Origin of the sequence: Pseudodonghicola flavimaris, assembly GCF_030164425.1 — a bacterium.
Classification (GTDB): Bacteria; Pseudomonadota; Alphaproteobacteria; order Rhodobacterales; family Rhodobacteraceae; genus Pseudodonghicola; species Pseudodonghicola flavimaris.
The window spans coordinates 112,150-126,958 of record NZ_JASNJD010000011.1 but is presented as its reverse complement, the minus strand read 5'-3'; the positions used below and the strand labels follow the sequence as shown (position 1 = coordinate 126,958).

The window sequence follows — 14,809 nt, the reverse complement described above, 5'->3', positions numbered from 1 at the left end:
TATATCATGGCTGGTGAGATTCCTGATCTCGAAGCTCTGGAACGGACGGGGACGGGCAAGGGCGCCGCTCGTCAGGCACGCCGCGACGGCATGGTTCCGGGCATTGTGTTTGGTGGCGACGCTGATCCGCTGCCGATCCAAATCCCCTTCAACGTCCTGCTGAAGAAACTGAAAGCAGGCCGGTTCAAGTCCACCCTGTGGAACCTGAAGGTCGAAGGCCACGAAGACGTGCGCGTCATCTGCCGCGACGTGCAACGCGATGTGGTCAAGGATCTCCCCACCCACCTCGACCTGATGCGCCTGCGCCGCACCTCGAAAATCAACCTGCACATCCCGGTTGAGTTCATCAACGAGGAAACCGCGCCCGGCATCAAGAAGGGCGGCGTTCTGACCGTGGTCCGCGCCGACGTGGAACTGATGGTCACCGCCGGCGACATCCCGGAAAAGATCGTCGTCGATCTGGCCGGCAAGGAAATCCACGATTCGATCACCATCTCGGGCGTCGAGCTGCCGGCCGGCGTCAAGCCGACCATCGACCGCGACTTCGTGATCGCAACCATCTCCGCCCCCTCCGGCCTGCGTTCGGCCGAGAACGAGGAAGAGGCGGACGGCGAAGCGGAAGAATAATCCCGCCTCACCTGACGGTTTTGGAAACGGGGTCCTCCGGGGCCCCGTTTTTCGTTTCTGCCCCCGGCGGGCCGCCCCCTCCGTTGTCCCGCGCAACCGGCAATCTCCCTCCCATGGCGCGGGCGGGTGTTGACAGCCTGCTGCCCGTTACGAGCGTCTGCTCTCATTTTGTAGCTGTGTCGGTTCGGGGATTTTGCAGATGGTCAAAGCCATTTTCACCGGAACGATACCCACGGATCAGGCGCATGGTGCGATGGGCTTTCTTTCCCTTCATTTCAATGGCTTCTTCGATGTCGAGGGCACCATGCCGACAGGCTTCGCGGTCACCTACGGCTTTCCCTTCCTGCCCGATGTCACCCCCGTGGACGAAGCGCCCGATCTCTATTTCGGCCGCTGACCTTCAACGGGGTCACCCTGCTGACACCGCATGACGGCATCATCACCGAGATTCTCGAAGGCGACCTGAACTACGGCTCCCGTGTGACTGGCCCCGACCTCGCCGCGCGGAATTTCCACGACGTGTCCGCCACCGAGGCGAATGCCGATAATTTCGCGCTGATGAGAACGGTTTTCAACGGCGGCGATACCTTCGTCTTCGGCAAATCCGGCGTCGACCGCATCCTCGATTTTAAGGACGATAATAAAGACAGCGTGCTGCTGAAGACCGGCGCGCTGGGGTTGGCGGACGACCTGAGCGCGGCACAGGTGGTCGAGCTCTTCGGCACCGGCATCGGCGGCCACGCGGCGCTGGATTTCGGCGATGGCAACCGGCTGGTGTTCGTCGGACTCGACGATATCGCGGTGATCCTTGACGATCTGCTGATCGCCTGACCCGCCCCGACCCTTGCGAAGGGCGCTGCGGTGCCCTTAGCCCTGCGCCCCCTTGCCCCGCACTGGATTTCGCACCGGATTCCATGCAGAAAGGCGCCAACGCCCATCATGCGAAGGCACCGCCATGCAGCTCTTTGTCGGCCTCGGCAACCCGGGGGCCAAATACGCCCGCACCCGCCACAACATCGGCTTCATGGCCGTCGACCGCATCGCCGAGGATCACGGGTTCTCGCCCTGGAAGGCGAAATTTCAGGGCCAGATCACCGAAGGCCGGCTGGGCGGCGACAAGGTGCTGCTGCTGAAACCGGAGACCTTCATGAACCTCTCCGGCCAGTCGGTGGGCGAAGCGATGCGCTTCTACAAGCTCACCCCCGCCGATGTCACCGTCTTTCATGACGAGCTCGACCTCGCCCCGGGCAAGATCCGGCTGAAGCAGGGCGGCGGCCATGCCGGGCACAACGGGTTGCGGTCGATCCACGCCCATATCGGCGAAGCCTATCGCCGGGTCCGGCTCGGCATCGGTCACCCCGGCCGCAAGGAGGCGGTCTCCGGCTATGTGCTGCATGATTTCGCCAAGGCGGAAGAGGAGTGGCTGGACAACCTGATGCGCGGCATCTCGGACGGGGCCGGCGACCTGGCCCGCGGCGACGGCCCGAAATTCCTCAATGCCGTGGCGCTGCGGGTGGCTCCGCCGCGATCCTCGACCAGCCGGCCGGCGCCGGCGACCCAGGCCACGCCCCCCGCCCCGAAGACCGAGCCCGAAGACACCCGCAGCCCGCTGCAAAGGCTTGCGGAGAAGTTCAAATGAGACTGCCTCCGGTTCTGCGCCAACAGGCCAAGAGCTGCGCCGCGCTCGGCTCCCCCTTCATGGCCCGGTTGCTGACCGCCCTGGCCGATCACTGGCCGGCCGAGACGCCGCTGGGGCGGCTCTGCGAGGGCTGGGAAGATGTCGATCTGGGCGCCGGCGGCGCCTCCCTGCCGCTCAGGATCGCCGGCGGGCTGCATGCGCTGGTCCTGCAGGGCGCTGACCCCGAACTGGCCGCCGTCTACCCGCCGCAAACCCCGACCGAGGCCGATCTGATCGCCACCGTGCTGGCGGCACTGGAGCGCCACGCGGAGTTCTTCGCCGACTGGATGCAGACCGCGCCCCAGACCAACGAGGTGCGCCGGGCCGCGGTGCTGATCGCCGCTGCGCATCAGATCGCCGCCCGCCACCCCCTGCCCTTCACCGTCTCGGAGCTGGGCGCCAGCGGCGGGCTGAACCTGATGTTCGACCGTTTCGCACTGGAGACCCGTGCCGGACGCCTCGGCCCCGATGCCCCGGCCCTGACCCTCACCCCGGACTGGGACGGCCCCTTTCCCGTGCCCGCCGCGCTCGACCTGGCGACACGACGCGGCGTCGATCTCAACCCGCTGGCGCCGCGCCGGCCCGAGGATGCGCTGCGGCTGTCCGCCTATCTCTGGGCCGATCAGCCGCACCGGCTGGCGCTGACCCGCGCCGCCATGGCCGCGCAGCCCGCAGACGGCGCTCTGGTCGATCGCGGCGATGCCATCGACTGGCTGGCGCCCCGGCTGGAGAGCCCCACGCCCGGCCGGCTCCACCTGATCTATCACACCATCGCCTGGCAGTATTTCCCGGCCGAGGTCCAGGCTCGTGGCCGCGCCCTGATCGAGGCCGCCGGCGCCCGCGCGACCGATACCAGCCCGCTGGCCTGGCTCAGCATGGAACATGACGGCGGCAAGGGGGCGGCGGTGACGCTGCGGCTCTGGCCCGGCGATCTGACGCTGCCACTGGGGCGGGCCGATTTCCATGGCCGCTGGGTCGCCTGGACCGCCGCCGCTCTGCCCCCTGCCTGACCCGAAAGGCCTGTCATGCGCCCTGTGCTCCTGCGGCTCGCCCGCGTTCTTCTGGCCCTGATCTTGGCCGTCGTCGTGGTCGGTCTCTGGCATCGCGAGGAGCTGAGCGATCTCTGGTCACGGCAGCTGCTGCTGCGCTCCGCCCCGATCCCCGCCCCCACCGTGACGAATGCCCCCTCCGGCAGCGATGCGCCGACATCCGGGCAGACGCGCACGGAGCCCCTCTCCAAACCTGCGAAAAACCTGTAGAGTGCGATCATGATCCCGGATCCGAGCCTCAATGTGCTGGGCGGCCCGCTCGCCCCCTGTTCCACCGACCCGCTGACCGGGTTCTTTCGCGATGCCCATTGTAACACCTGCGCCGCCGACACCGGCAGCCACACGGTCTGCGCGGTGATGACGGACGAATTCCTCGCCTATTCGAAATACGTCGGCAACGACCTGTCGACGCCCCGGCCCGAATTCGGCTTTGCCGGGCTCAGCGCCGGTGACCGCTGGTGTCTCTGCGCCGCGCGGTTCCTGCAGGCCCATGACGAAGGCTGCGCCCCAAGGGTGCATCTGGAGGCCACCCATCGACGGGCGCTGGAGCTGGTGCCGCTGGAGGTTCTGCAGGCCTACGCCGCGCCCTGAGCACATCCCTGCGGCGATTGACCCTGCCGGGGTTTTCCTCTCTTATGGCGCCGATCAGCCAGCCCGTTCGGCCCTGCCCGTTCCGCCAGCTCTTTCCCGGAAACAGCAACAGCCAGACGAGAGCACAATGAGCTTCATCGCCATGAACCGCTTCAAGATCCACCCCGGACGCGAAGCCGATTTCGAACAAATCTGGAGAGACCGCGAAGGCCGCCTGAACGAGATGAAGGGGTTTCGCGAATTCCGCCTGCTGAAAGGTCCGCAGAACGAGGACCACACGCTCTATTCCAGCCATACGCTGTGGGAGAGCAAGGCGGATTTCGAGGCCTGGACCACATCCGAACAATTCCGTGCCGCCCATAAGAACGCCGGCAAGCGCGACGGCGAAAGCCCGATCATGGGTCATCCCCAGTTCGAGGGCTTCGAGACCGTGCTGCTGGAGGCCTGAGCGCGCCAAGCGACCAGAACAACGGTCCTGACACAAGGAAGGCGCCCCGAAGGGCGCCTTTTTCACGTCCGGAGAGCGCAGGTGCCTCAGTCGGCGGTGCGGCCCTCGGTGTCCGACATGTCGAAGCCCAGGAATTTGGCCACCGTGTAGATGTCCTTGTCGCCCCGGCCGGACAGGTTGATGACGATGATATGGTCCTTGGGCAGCCCGCCCGCGATCTTCTGCACATGGGCGACCGCGTGGCTCGATTCCAGTGCCGGGATGATCCCCTCGGTCCGGCACAGCAGCTGGAATGCCTCCAGCGCCTCCTTGTCGGTGACCGAGACATAGCTGGCGCGACCGGTATCATGCAGCCAGGAGTGTTCCGGCCCGATACCCGGGTAATCGAGCCCGGCCGAGATCGAATGCCCCTCTAGAATCTGGCCATCCTCATCCTGCAGCAGATAGGTGCGGTTGCCATGCAGCACACCGGGGCGACCGCCGGTCAGGCTGGCGCAATGCTCCATCCGGTCGTCGACGCCATGGCCACCGGCCTCGACCCCGATGATGTTGACCGAGGGATCGTCGAGGAAGGGATAGAACAGCCCCATCGCGTTCGACCCGCCGCCAACGGCAGCGACGATGGTATCGGGCAGACGCCCCTCGCCTTCCTGCTCCTCCAGTTGCCAGCGGGTCTCCTTGCCGATGATGGCCTGGAAATCGCGGACCATCGCCGGATAGGGGTGCGGGCCGGCCACAGTGCCGATGCAGTAGAAGGTATCATGCACATTGGTGACCCAGTCGCGCATGGCGTCATTCATCGCGTCCTTGAGCGTGCCGCGCCCGGAGGTGACCGGAACCACCTCCGCCCCCAGCAGCCGCATGCGGAAGACGTTGGGCGCCTGGCGCTCCACATCCGTCGCGCCCATGTAGACGATGCATTTCAGGCCGAACTTGGCACAGACGGTGGCGGTGGCCACCCCATGCTGGCCGGCGCCGGTTTCGGCAATGATCCGGGTCTTGCCCATCCGGCGGGCCAGCAGGATCTGGCCCAGCACGTTGTTGATCTTATGGGCACCGGTGTGGTTCAGCTCTTCCCGCTTCAGGTAGATCTTCGCCCCGCCCAGTTCCTCGGTCAGGCGCTCCGCGTAATAGAGCGGAGAGGGCCGGCCGACATAGTATTTCCACAGGTCGTCCATCTCGGCCCAGAACTCGGGATCGGTCTTGGCACGTTCGTATTGGGCTTCGAGCTCCAGGATCAGCGGCATCAGCGTCTCGGAGACGAAGCGGCCACCGAAGATGCCGAAGCGGCCGTTCTCATCCGGGCCGGACATGAAGGAGTTGATAAGATCGTTGGCCATGAAACTGCCCTCTCTGGTCTGGACCTTTGCATAAAAGGCGCAGGCCGCGATTTCCAGCGGATTCAGCCCCCGCGCCAAGGCTGACGCATCGCCCAAGACTTTTCCAAAAGTCCCGGCAAGCTTCTTCGAAGGAATTTGGCCCGGGATCGCCGGGCCCTCCCCTGATCCTCAGACCAGTTTCGGCGGCGCGCCCCTGGCCCCGGTCACGCCCCGGGCGGCGGCGACAAAGGCGCGGATCTTCCCGGCATCCTTCACTCCCGGCGCACTTTCGACGCCGGAGGAGACATCGACCTGACGCGCCCCGGTCATCCGGCAAGCCTCGGCCACATTCTCCGGGGTCAGCCCGCCGGCCAGCATCCACGGCCGCTGCCAGTACTTGCGCCGCGCCAGCAGCTGCCAGTCGAAGCTGAGCCCGTTGCCACCCGGCAACGCCGCATCCTTCGGCGGCTTGGCATCGATCAGAAGCTGGTCCGCGACCTGGGAATACAGATCGATCTGCGGCAGGTCGTCGGGTCCGGCGACGCCGAGCGCCTTCATCACCGGCAGCCCGTAGCGCTCCCGCACATCGGCCACCCGCGCCGGGCTTTCATGACCGTGAAGCTGGAGCATATCGATCGGCACCCGGCCGAGGATATGGTCGAGCAGATCATTGTCGGCATCGACCACCAGCGCCACCTTGCACAGGCCCGGCGGGGCCTCCAGCGCCAACGGCGTGGCCGCCTCAGCCGTCAGATGGCGCGGGGACTTGGGGAAGAAGACGAAACCGCCATAGACGGCGCCGGCCTCTGCCGCCACCTGCACGTCGGCAGGGCTGCGCAGCCCGCAGATCTTCACCCGGATGTCAGTGCTCATGGCAATCGGCCTCAGGCGTCGTCCAAAAGCGCCAGAACCTCGTCCTGCCCCTTGGTCTTGTCCTTCTTCAGCCGGGTCACCTCGCGCTCCAGCTTGCGGACCTCGCGACCGCTGCGATTGGCGTCGCGGCGATGCTTGTGTTCGCGCAGCCATTCCCAGACGAAGCCGACCACCACGCCGACCGCCACACCGCCCAGCACCACCACGAAGAGCGGCAGGGTCAGCGAGAAGTTCCAGCCCAGAAGATCGGCGATATCGGTTGGCAACAGTTGCAGGACAACGCTGCCGCGATTGGCCATGGAGACCGAAATCAGCCCGATCGCGATCACCGCGAGGATCGCATAACGAATATAGCGCATAGACTACTCTTCTTCTTTCCCGTTCAACCGGTCGCGCAGCAGCTTGCCCGTCTTGAAAAAGGGAACGTATTTCTCTTCGACATGGACGGTCTCACCGGTCCGCGGGTTACGGCCAACCCGCGAATCGCGCTTCTTCACCGAAAAGGCGCCGAAGCCGCGCAGTTCCACCCGGTCGCCGCGCGCCATGGCGCAGGTCACTTCTTCAAAAACCGTGTTCACAATACGCTCGACATCACGCTGGTACAGATGCGGGTTTTCATCCGCAATTTTCTGAATCAGTTCCGACCGGATCATGTGTAGCCCTCCCAAGGCCCATGGTTGCGGGACGTTCTTTGCGCGACTCTTTCCCCGACTATAGGCACAATCTGCGCCGTCGGGAACCGGAAGTACAGGAACTGTCACGCAAATTTCCCGTCGCCGCCGCACCGCAGCCGCCCCGGAGAGCCGGCTGAGCAGGCAAGGGCGCGGAAATCGACATCCTCCGGCATCCTTCCGACAGGCCCCTGCCCACCCGCGCGGACCGGGCGCGAATCGCCCCTCCGGCCAAAGATCGGAGCGGCGAACGCAAACAGGCCCCGGGCGATGCGCCCGGGGCCTGCTGCAATTTCCTCATCGGCAGAGCGATGATCAGTCGTCGGAGCCTTTCAGCGCCGCGCCCAGGATATCACCCAGCGATGCGCCGGAGTCGGAGGAACCGTACTGTTCGACGGCCTCTTTCTCTTCAGCGATCTCGCGTGCCTTGATCGACAGACCCAGACGACGCGATTTGCTGTCGACGTTGGTGACGCGGACATCGACATGATCGCCGACCGAGAAGCGCTCGGGGCGCTGTTCGGAGCGGTCACGCGACAGATCGGAGCGGCGGATGAAGGACTTCATGCCTTCGTATTCCACTTCGATGCCGCCATCTTCGATCGCGGTGACGTTGACGGTGATGACGGAGCCACGCTTCACGCCGCCCACGGCTTCGGCGAACTTGTCGCCGCCCAGGGCCTTGATCGACAGCGAGATACGCTCTTTGTCCACATCCACTTCCGAGACGACGGCTTTGACGATGTCGCCCTTCTTGTAGTGCTGGATCGCGTCTTCGCCACGCTCGTCCCACGACAGGTCGGAGAGGTGAACCATGCCGTCGATGTCGCCGTCCAGGCCGATGAACAGACCGAATTCGGTGATGTTCTTGACCTCGCCCTCGACCTCGGTGCCTTCCGGATGGGTCTCGGAGAAGACTTCCCACGGGTTGCGCATGGTCTGTTTCAGGCCCAGCGAAACGCGACGCTTGGCGGCGTCGATTTCCAGAACCATGACGTCGACCTCTTGCGAGGTGGAAACGATCTTGCCGGGGTGGACGTTCTTCTTGGTCCAGGACATCTCGGAGACGTGCACCAGACCTTCGACGCCGGGTTCCAGCTCAACAAACGCACCGTAATCGGTGATGTTGGTGACACGACCCTTGTGGACCGAGCCCAGCGGGTATTTGGCGCCAACCAGATCCCACGGATCTTCCTGCAGCTGTTTCATGCCCAGGGAGATACGGTGGGTTTCCTTGTTGATCTTGATGACCTGAACCTTGACGGTCTCGCCGATCGACAGGATTTCCGACGGGTGGTTCACACGGCGCCAGGCCATGTCGGTGACGTGCAGCAGGCCGTCGACACCGCCCAGATCAACGAACGCACCGTATTCGGTGATGTTCTTGACCACGCCCTCGACGGTCTGACCTTCGGTCAGATTCGAGATGACTTCGGCGCGCTGTTCGGCACGGCTTTCTTCCAGGATGGCACGACGCGACACGACGATGTTGCCACGACGACGGTCCATTTTCAGGATCTGGAAGGGCTGCTTCAGACCCATCAGCGGGCCGGCATCGCGCACGGGGCGCACATCGACCTGGCTGCCGGGCAGGAAGGCCACGGCGCCGCCCAGATCGACGGTGAAGCCACCTTTGACGCGACCGAAGATCGCGCCTTCGACGCGCTGATCGTCGGCATAGGCTTTTTCGAGACGGTCCCAGGCCTCTTCGCGGCGGGCCATCTCACGGCTGATCACGGCTTCGCCACGGGCGTTCTCTGCGGCACGCAGATAAACCTCGACCTCGTCGCCAACGGCGATATCGGGGGCTTCACCGGGATTTGCGAATTCTTTCAGATCGACGCGGCCTTCCATCTTGTAGCCGACATCGATGATGGCCTGACCCGCCTCGATGGCGATGACCTTGCCTTTGACGACGCTGCCCTCGTTGGGCGTGTCCATTTCGAAGCTTTCGTTCAGGAGGGCTTCGAACTCCTCCATGGATGTGTTTTGAGCCATGTGGTCTCTGGTTTCCTAACGTTCAGTTTTCCGGCCGCGCGGTTGTCTCCGCCGGTCTTGGGGTTTCATTGGTCAGACGCATCGCACAAAACAAAGAGGGCCGGTGTATCCCGACCCTGCTCGATCTCTTCGTCCTGTGGACGTTTCCCGCCCTTCTCGACGGGGGCCTCATAGCGGTTTTCGGCCTAAAGCGCAAGGAAATTGCACCCATCCCCGCCAAAGGTCCGGCCTCCGGCCGGCCCCGATGCTCAGCGCGACAGCCACGTCCGGAACGGCGTCTGGCGCGACACGCGGCAAAGCGCCCGGCAAAACCGCGGCGCCCGAAACCCCGCCCGATTGCCGCTACGGAACAGCGGGGAAAACGGCTTGGAAATCCCCTTGCTCTGTGTAGTGATGCCCGCGGGAGGAGATTACATGACAGTTATCAAGAGTCGTTTTCCGGACATCGCCCTGAGCGAAAAGTCCGTCACCGAGCGTGTTTTCGAAGGAATCGTGGCCGACAGGACCGTGCTGATCGACGGTCCCAGCGGCCGGGAGCTGACCGGTGCGCAGTTCGTCGGCGCGGTCAAGGCGCTCGCCGGGGGGTTGACCCAGAAAGGTCTGGCGCCCGGCAAGGTGATCGCGCTGATGGCGCCGAACATTCCCGAATATTGCGTCGTCTTCCATGGCGCCGCCTGGGCCGGCAACACCATCACCACCGTCAACCCGACCTATACCGTGCATGAGGTCAAGCATCAGCTGCTCGATTCGGGTGCCGATGTCCTGGTCACCGTCGCCCCCTTCATGGAGACCGCCCGCGCCGCGGTCGAGGGGACGCATGTGCAGCAGATCATCGTCATCGGCGAGGCCGAGGGCGCAACACCGCTGACCGCGATGATGGGGCCGCCGATGGAGACCCAGGCGCCGGTCGATCTGGACGAGCATATCGTCGCCCTGCCCTATTCCTCGGGGACCACTGGCCTGCCCAAAGGGGTGATGCTGACCCACCGCAACCTGTCGATGAACATCGATCAGGCGCTGTTGCCGGCGGATGTCCGCCCGGGCGAAATGACCGTGGCCTTCCTGCCGTTCTTCCACATCTACGGGCTGGAAGTGCTGATGAACATCTATCTGGCCGCCGGCGGCGGTCTGGTGACGATGCCGCGCTTCGATCTGGAACAGTTCCTGGAGCTGACCTGCAAGTTTCGCACGCCGCGGCTGTGGATCGTGCCGCCGGTGGCGCTGGCGCTGGCCAAGCATCCGCTGGTGGAGAAATACGATCTCTCCTTCGTCGAGCAGGTGAACTCCGCCGCCGCCCCGCTCGGGGCCGATGTGGCCGAAGCCATGGGCGCGCGGCTCGGCACCAACGCCACCCAGGGCTACGGCATGACCGAACTGAGCCCGGTGAGCCATATCTCGCCCCAGGGCCACGGCAAGCCCGGCGCCTCGGGGGTGACGATCTCGAACACCGAATGCCGCATCGTCGATCCGGCCACCGGCCAGGATCTGCCGCTGGGCGAGGATGGAGAGCTGTGGGTGAAAGGCCCGCAGGTGATGAAGGGCTATCTCAACAATCCCAAGGCCACCGCGGAGACCATCGTCGAAGACGGCTGGCTGCGCACTGGCGACATCGGCCATTTCGACGAGGACGGATATCTCTATATCACCGACCGCCTGAAAGAGCTGATCAAGTACAAGGGCTTCCAGGTCGCCCCGGCCGAGGTGGAGGCGGAAATCCTCACCCATCACGAGATCGCCGATGTGGCGGTCATCGGGGTTCCGGATGAAGACGCAGGCGAAATCCCGATGGCCTTCGTCGTCCCTGCCCCGGGGGCCGAGCCGACGCTGGAGACGCTGCAGGGATATCTGGAAGGGCGGCTGTCGCACTACAAGCAGATCCGCCGGATGAGGATCGTGTCGGAAATCCCGAAATCCGCCGCCGGCAAGATCCTCCGCCGCCTGCTGCGCGAGGAAGTCGGCACCTGAGCGCCCGCGCTTTCGCGCCTGTCACCTGAGAAGTCGCCCGGCCGCGAGGCCGGGCGTTTTCTGTTCAGCAGAACCGTTCCGGGCCGACCCACTGCACTTCGTTATAGCGGTCGCCATGGCACCAGCCCAGCGGCAGCACCTCTTCGATGCGGGCCAGATCGGCGGCGCTCAGCGTCAGGTCGCAGCCTGCCACCAACTGGCGGAAGTGATCGACCGACCGGGTGCCGGGGATCGGGATGACGTGATCGCCCTGATGGATCAGCCAGGCGATCGACAGCGCCGCGGCGCTGGTGCCCATCTCGGCCGCCAGCTTGCGGAACCCTTCGGTGATCTCGAGGTTGAAGGTCAGGTTCGGCTCCATGAACCGCGGGTTGTTGGCAGCGAACGCCAGCGTCGGCACCACCTCGCGCGGGATCGGCGTGTCGGTCAGCAGCGACCGGCCCACCGGCGAGAAGGCCACCAGCGCGGTGCCGAGCTCGGCGCAGGCCTGCACCAGCCCGAGTTCCGGCGCCCGGGTCGACAGCGAATATTCGGACTGCACCGCCGCGATGGGATGGACGCTGGCCGCCCGGCGCAGGCTGGAGGGAGCGATTTCCGAAAACCCGATGGACTTGGCCTTGCCCTTCTCCACCAGCCGGGCGAGGTTGCCGGCCGCCTCTTCGATCGGCATGTCGGCCTGACGGCGGTGGATATACATCAGATCGACACAGTCGATCCCCATCCGCGCCAGCGACGCGTCCAGCTCGGCCTCCAGATGCTCAAGCGAGTTCTTGAAGCAGCGTGTGCCGTCCTCGTCCTTGGTGATGCCGGCCTTGGTGGCGATATGAAACCCGTCGCGCGCGCCCGGGTTGGCCTTGAAGAAGGTGCCGATCACCGTTTCCGACCTGCCCATGCCGTAAATGTTGGCGGTATCGATATGGGTGATCCCCAGGTCCTGCGCCGCGGCTAGGATCGCATGGCTTTCGGCCTCGTTGGTCGGCCCGTAGAAATTCGAGAACGACATCGCCCCGACGCCCAGAGCCGAGATTTCCGGGCCCGAGGCCCCCATTTTACGCATCAGCATGGTCATGCCCTTTCTGCTCGTTTCGCTGCAATCACCTCGACAGCGGCCTCGACCGCATCCTCGATCCCGAGGTGAGAGGTATCGATGAAGACGGCATCCTCTGCCGCACGCAGAGGCGCGGTCGCCCGGTCGCGATCCCGCTCGTCACGGGCGATCACATCGGCCAGGACCTCGTCTTCGGTGGTCCGGGCGCCCTTGGCGATCAGTTCCAGATAGCGGCGATGCGCACGCACCTCCGGGCTGGCGGTGACAAAGAGCTTCACCTCGGCCTGTGGGCAGATCACCGTGCCGATATCGCGCCCGTCCAGCACCGCGCCGCCGGCCCGGCGGGCAAAGGCGCGCTGGAAATCCACCAGCGCCGCACGCACATCGGCGATCACCGCGACCTTGCTGGCGGCATCGGCGATTTCGGCGGTACGCAGATCGCCGGCCTCCAGATCGGCGGCGGTCAGGGTCCGCGCCGCCTCGACCGGCGGCACCCCCTCCAGCATCTTCGCCCCCACCGCGCGATAAAGTAGCCCGGTGTCGAGATGCGCGCAGCCGAAACGGGCTGCGACCGCCCTGGAAATCGTGCCCTTGCCGGAGGCCGCCGGCCCGTCGATCGCGATGGTAAAGGGTTCGCTCATGTCTTTCTCCATGCCTTCCATGCCGCCCGGACCAGGCCGGCGCAGACCGCCAGCATCACCAGCGCCGTCAGCCCGGCCTTGAACTCGGTGGCGCGGCTCGCCGCCACAAGCGCGGCATCGGGGATCGCATCAGCCCGCCGCAACAGTGCCGCCACCCGGGCGTTTTCCAGATAATCGGCCGCCATTCCGCCAAGCGCCAGCAGGCTCAGGCAGATTTGCAGCCAGAGCGGGGCGATCAGCGCCCGCACTGCCCCGATCAGCAGCAACGCCAGCAGCGCCGGATAGATCAGGTCGAGCCGGTGCTGCGGCCCCAGATAGATTGCCCGCCCCCGGTCCCCCAGCGCGACGAGAAACGCGCGCGCTTCCTCCGGCGAATAGCCGCCGGGGCGCATGTCGAGGGCGGCAAGCCCGCCGGCGTCGCGGGCAATCGCCGGCAGGGTCCAGCCCGCCATCGTGCCGTAGACCGCCAGCGTCACCGCGAAGAGCGTCCAATATGCGACGCTCTTCCGGTTCACGCCCCGGTCCGCGCGATCGTCGCGCCCAGGGCCGCCATCAGCGGCTCGAAAATCGGGAAGGAAGTGGCGATCGGGCTGCCGTCGTCCACCGAGACCGGCTGCTGCGCCGCCATCCCCAGCACCAGGAAGGACATGGCGATGCGGTGATCCAGATGGGTGGCGCAGATCGCCCCGCCCGGCACCCCGCCGGCGCCGAGCCCCTGAACCTCCATCCAGTCCTCGCCATCCTCCACCGGCACACCGCAGGCGCGCAGCCCATCGGCCATGGCGGCGATTCGGTCGGATTCCTTCACCCTCAGCTCGCGGACGCCTTCCATCATGGTGGCGCCGGTGGCATTGGCGGCAACCGCACATAGGATCGGATATTCGTCGATCATGCTGGCGGCCCGATGCGCCGGCACGGTGATCCCCTTCATGTCGGGGGAATAGCGCGCCCGCAGGTCGGCCACCGGTTCGCCCCCCTCTTCGCGCTCGTTCTCATAGGTCAGATCGGCGCCCATCTCGCGCAGCGTGGTGAAGAGCCCGGCGCGCGTCGGGTTCAGCCCGATGCCCGGCACCAGCAGATCGGAGCCCGGGACGATCAGCGCCGCGCAGACCGGAAAGGCGGCGCTGGAGGGGTCGCGCGGCACCGCGATCACCTGCGGCGTCAGCTCGGGCCGGCCGGTCAGCGTGATGACCCGGCCCTCGTTGGTCTCCTCGGTGGTGATTTCCGCGCCGAAACCCGCCAGCATGCGTTCGGTGTGATCGCGGGTCGCTTCGCGTTCGGTCACCACCGTCTGCCCCGGGGCGTTCAGCCCGGCCAGCAGCACTGCGGATTTCACCTGGGCCGAGGGCACCGGCACCGTGTAGTTGACCGGCACCGGATCGGCGGCGCCCTGGATCGTCATCGGCAGCCGCCCGCCGGAGCGGCCATAGGCCCGCGTCCCGAATAGTGCCAGCGGATCGGTCACCCGCGCCATCGGCCGTTTGGTCAGGCTGGCATCGCCGGTGAAGGTGGCGGTGATCGGCGAGCTCGCCATCGCCCCCATGATCAGCCGCACCCCGGTGCCGGAATTGCCGCAGTCGATCACCTGATCGGGCTCGGCGAAGCCGCCGACACCGACACCATGGACATGCCAAGTGCCATCCTCGTCCCGCGTCACCTCGGCCCCGAAGGCGCGCATCGCCTTGGCGGTGTCGAGCACATCCTCACCTTCCAGCAGGCCGGTGATCCGGGTCTCCCCCACCGCCATGGCGCCAAGGATCAGCGCCCGGTGCGAAATCGACTTGTCGCCGGGCACCTCGGCCACGCCGGTCAGCGGACCGGCGTGGCCGGCGGTCATCGGGATCGGGGTACCATGTCCGGACATCTCGGGGCTCTTCCTTGCTGGGCCAGATCGTTCGACC

The 14,809-nt window shown here is 65.8% G+C and carries 18 protein-coding genes; 9 read left to right on the top strand and 9 right to left on the bottom strand.

Annotated features, from left to right (window positions below; all coding sequences use genetic code 11):
* Positions 1-6: 6 nt before the first annotated feature.
* From QO033_RS15330 to QO033_RS15295, 8 genes are all read left to right on the top strand, one after another.
* Complete coding sequence (locus QO033_RS15330) at positions 7-627, top strand: 50S ribosomal protein L25/general stress protein Ctc (RefSeq protein WP_284481857.1); 621 nt, start codon at positions 7-9, stop codon at positions 625-627.
* 199 nt (positions 628-826) lie between these two features.
* Positions 827-1,024, top strand: a complete 198-nt coding sequence (locus QO033_RS15325; protein WP_284481856.1) for a hypothetical protein — start codon at positions 827-829, stop codon at positions 1,022-1,024.
* Between the two features lie 83 nt (positions 1,025-1,107).
* Positions 1,108-1,458: a hypothetical protein gene (locus QO033_RS15320; protein ID WP_284481855.1), complete on the top strand. Its 351-nt coding sequence runs from the start codon at positions 1,108-1,110 to the stop codon at positions 1,456-1,458.
* A gap of 124 nt (positions 1,459-1,582) precedes the next feature.
* Complete coding sequence (pth, locus tag QO033_RS15315; protein WP_284481854.1) at positions 1,583-2,266, top strand: aminoacyl-tRNA hydrolase; 684 nt, start codon at positions 1,583-1,585, stop codon at positions 2,264-2,266.
* Entirely contained in the window at positions 2,263-3,315 is a 1,053-nt protein-coding gene (locus QO033_RS15310; RefSeq protein WP_284481853.1) for a DUF2332 domain-containing protein, read from the top strand. Before pth ends, QO033_RS15310 begins: the two co-directional genes overlap by 4 nt.
* A 15-nt stretch (positions 3,316-3,330) precedes the next feature.
* Positions 3,331-3,564 (top strand): hypothetical protein, encoded by a 234-nt coding sequence (locus QO033_RS15305; RefSeq protein WP_284481852.1) that lies wholly within the window; start codon positions 3,331-3,333, stop codon positions 3,562-3,564.
* Positions 3,565-3,573: 9 nt separating this feature from the next.
* The gene (locus QO033_RS15300; protein WP_284481851.1) at positions 3,574-3,945 is read left to right on the top strand and encodes a DUF2237 family protein; all 372 of its coding nucleotides are present in this window, start codon (positions 3,574-3,576) and stop codon (positions 3,943-3,945) included.
* A gap of 127 nt (positions 3,946-4,072) precedes the next feature.
* Positions 4,073-4,393: an antibiotic biosynthesis monooxygenase family protein gene (locus QO033_RS15295; RefSeq protein ID WP_284481850.1), complete on the top strand. Its 321-nt coding sequence runs from the start codon at positions 4,073-4,075 to the stop codon at positions 4,391-4,393.
* An 86-nt stretch (positions 4,394-4,479) separates the two neighbouring features.
* Here QO033_RS15295 and trpB read toward each other — a convergent pair whose 3' ends face one another.
* From trpB to rpsA, 5 genes are all read right to left on the bottom strand, one after another.
* Positions 4,480-5,733 carry a tryptophan synthase subunit beta gene (trpB, locus tag QO033_RS15290; protein WP_284481849.1) on the bottom strand — a complete coding sequence of 418 codons (1,254 nt, stop codon included), beginning with the start codon at positions 5,731-5,733 and terminating at the stop codon, positions 4,480-4,482.
* A gap of 168 nt (positions 5,734-5,901) precedes the next feature.
* Positions 5,902-6,585 (bottom strand): phosphoribosylanthranilate isomerase, encoded by a 684-nt coding sequence (locus QO033_RS15285; protein ID WP_284481848.1) that lies wholly within the window; start codon positions 6,583-6,585, stop codon positions 5,902-5,904.
* 11 nt (positions 6,586-6,596) lie between these two features.
* Positions 6,597-6,944 carry a lipopolysaccharide assembly protein LapA domain-containing protein gene (locus QO033_RS15280; RefSeq protein ID WP_284481847.1) on the bottom strand — a complete coding sequence of 116 codons (348 nt, stop codon included), beginning with the start codon at positions 6,942-6,944 and terminating at the stop codon, positions 6,597-6,599.
* Positions 6,945-6,947: 3 nt separating this feature from the next.
* Complete coding sequence (ihfB, locus tag QO033_RS15275; protein ID WP_284481846.1) at positions 6,948-7,238, bottom strand: integration host factor subunit beta; 291 nt, start codon at positions 7,236-7,238, stop codon at positions 6,948-6,950.
* Between the two features lie 333 nt (positions 7,239-7,571).
* Positions 7,572-9,254, bottom strand: a complete 1,683-nt coding sequence (gene rpsA / locus QO033_RS15270; protein ID WP_284481845.1) for a 30S ribosomal protein S1 — start codon at positions 9,252-9,254, stop codon at positions 7,572-7,574.
* Between the two features lie 414 nt (positions 9,255-9,668).
* Here rpsA and QO033_RS15265 point away from each other — a divergent pair, with 414 nt between their 5' ends.
* Positions 9,669-11,219, top strand: a complete 1,551-nt coding sequence (locus QO033_RS15265; RefSeq protein ID WP_284481844.1) for an AMP-binding protein — start codon at positions 9,669-9,671, stop codon at positions 11,217-11,219.
* 64 nt (positions 11,220-11,283) lie between these two features.
* On the opposite strand, the gene QO033_RS15260 is transcribed toward QO033_RS15265, so the two are convergent.
* Genes QO033_RS15260 through aroA form a run of 4 tightly spaced genes read right to left on the bottom strand, consistent with a single transcriptional unit; the run spans position 11,284 to position 14,772 of the window.
* Positions 11,284-12,282 carry an aldo/keto reductase gene (locus QO033_RS15260; RefSeq protein WP_284481892.1) on the bottom strand — a complete coding sequence of 333 codons (999 nt, stop codon included), beginning with the start codon at positions 12,280-12,282 and terminating at the stop codon, positions 11,284-11,286.
* 2 nt (positions 12,283-12,284) lie between these two features.
* Positions 12,285-12,908: a (d)CMP kinase gene (locus QO033_RS15255; protein ID WP_284481843.1), complete on the bottom strand. Its 624-nt coding sequence runs from the start codon at positions 12,906-12,908 to the stop codon at positions 12,285-12,287.
* Positions 12,905-13,423, bottom strand: a complete 519-nt coding sequence (locus QO033_RS15250; protein ID WP_284481842.1) for a hypothetical protein — start codon at positions 13,421-13,423, stop codon at positions 12,905-12,907. The genes QO033_RS15255 and QO033_RS15250 overlap by 4 nt, the downstream gene beginning before the upstream one ends.
* Positions 13,420-14,772, bottom strand: a complete 1,353-nt coding sequence (aroA, locus tag QO033_RS15245) for a 3-phosphoshikimate 1-carboxyvinyltransferase (protein ID WP_284481841.1) — start codon at positions 14,770-14,772, stop codon at positions 13,420-13,422. Before aroA ends, QO033_RS15250 begins: the two co-directional genes overlap by 4 nt.
* Between the last annotated feature and the right edge of the window lie 37 nt (positions 14,773-14,809).

Excerpts from the sequence above, each read along its gene's own strand:
- QO033_RS15330 (WP_284481857.1), top strand. The coding sequence starts at position 7 with ATGGCTGGTGAGATTCCTGATCTCGAAGCTCTGGAACGGACGGGGACG.
- QO033_RS15325 (WP_284481856.1), top strand. The coding sequence starts at position 827 with ATGGTCAAAGCCATTTTCACCGGAACGATACCCACGGATCAGGCGCAT.
- pth (WP_284481854.1), top strand. The coding sequence starts at position 1,583 with ATGCAGCTCTTTGTCGGCCTCGGCAACCCGGGGGCCAAATACGCCCGC.
- QO033_RS15310 (WP_284481853.1), top strand. The coding sequence starts at position 2,263 with ATGAGACTGCCTCCGGTTCTGCGCCAACAGGCCAAGAGCTGCGCCGCG.
- QO033_RS15305 (WP_284481852.1), top strand. The coding sequence starts at position 3,331 with ATGCGCCCTGTGCTCCTGCGGCTCGCCCGCGTTCTTCTGGCCCTGATC.
- QO033_RS15300 (WP_284481851.1), top strand. The coding sequence starts at position 3,574 with ATGATCCCGGATCCGAGCCTCAATGTGCTGGGCGGCCCGCTCGCCCCC.
- QO033_RS15295 (WP_284481850.1), top strand. The coding sequence starts at position 4,073 with ATGAGCTTCATCGCCATGAACCGCTTCAAGATCCACCCCGGACGCGAA.
- trpB (WP_284481849.1), bottom strand. The coding sequence starts at position 5,733 with ATGGCCAACGATCTTATCAACTCCTTCATGTCCGGCCCGGATGAGAAC.
- QO033_RS15285 (WP_284481848.1), bottom strand. The coding sequence starts at position 6,585 with ATGAGCACTGACATCCGGGTGAAGATCTGCGGGCTGCGCAGCCCTGCC.
- QO033_RS15280 (WP_284481847.1), bottom strand. The coding sequence starts at position 6,944 with ATGCGCTATATTCGTTATGCGATCCTCGCGGTGATCGCGATCGGGCTG.
- ihfB (WP_284481846.1), bottom strand. The coding sequence starts at position 7,238 with ATGATCCGGTCGGAACTGATTCAGAAAATTGCGGATGAAAACCCGCAT.
- rpsA (WP_284481845.1), bottom strand. The coding sequence starts at position 9,254 with ATGGCTCAAAACACATCCATGGAGGAGTTCGAAGCCCTCCTGAACGAA.
- QO033_RS15265 (WP_284481844.1), top strand. The coding sequence starts at position 9,669 with ATGACAGTTATCAAGAGTCGTTTTCCGGACATCGCCCTGAGCGAAAAG.
- QO033_RS15260 (WP_284481892.1), bottom strand. The coding sequence starts at position 12,282 with ATGCTGATGCGTAAAATGGGGGCCTCGGGCCCGGAAATCTCGGCTCTG.
- QO033_RS15255 (WP_284481843.1), bottom strand. The coding sequence starts at position 12,908 with ATGAGCGAACCCTTTACCATCGCGATCGACGGGCCGGCGGCCTCCGGC.
- aroA (WP_284481841.1), bottom strand. The coding sequence starts at position 14,772 with ATGTCCGGACATGGTACCCCGATCCCGATGACCGCCGGCCACGCCGGT.